This window comes from Halorubrum sp. SD690R (assembly GCF_005435035.1).
Classification (GTDB): Archaea; Halobacteriota; Halobacteria; order Halobacteriales; family Haloferacaceae; genus Halorubrum; species Halorubrum ezzemoulense.
In genome coordinates this window covers 1-472 of the sequence record NZ_SGTV01000129.1, presented here as the reverse complement: position 1 = coordinate 472, position 472 = coordinate 1, and the positions used below count along the sequence as shown (strand labels likewise).

Here is a 472-nt window from a genome sequence, read left to right as displayed (position 1 = left end):
GGCGAGGCACAGCTCCGGACGCTTCCGCTCGCGTTCGACGTCGAGACGGGAGCGATCGACGTGGACATTCCGGACGGCCGGCTGAACGAGGGAGAGCCGGTCTACCGTGTCTCCTCGGGTGGCAGCACGGGAGACAGCTACCACGTGACGTTCACCGAGGCGACGGACGGACAGCCGTACGTCCTCTGGTCGGAGACGCGCGAGATCGTCCTCGACGAGGGCATGGCCTCGAGTCCGCTGACGCTGTCGACGGAGGACTCCGAGGAGACGCAGGTGATACAGTTTCGTGAGGACGACGGAACCGTGACGAGTTCCGACGGTGGCGTCGGCGATGCGATCCCAGGGCCGGCGCCGATGGTGACGACATCGTCGCCGTTTAGCGGGCTGGGTGGCTTCCTACCGGGTCCGAGCGTGTTCCTCATCGGGCTGGTCGGACTCGTCGGGCTGACGTTCGTGGCACGCCAGACACGAC

At 66.9% G+C, this 472-nt stretch carries 1 pseudogene; it reads left to right on the top strand.

What is annotated here, in order from left to right:
* A pseudogene (locus EXE41_RS18720) lies at positions 1–472 on the top strand (hypothetical protein); the annotation flags it as partial.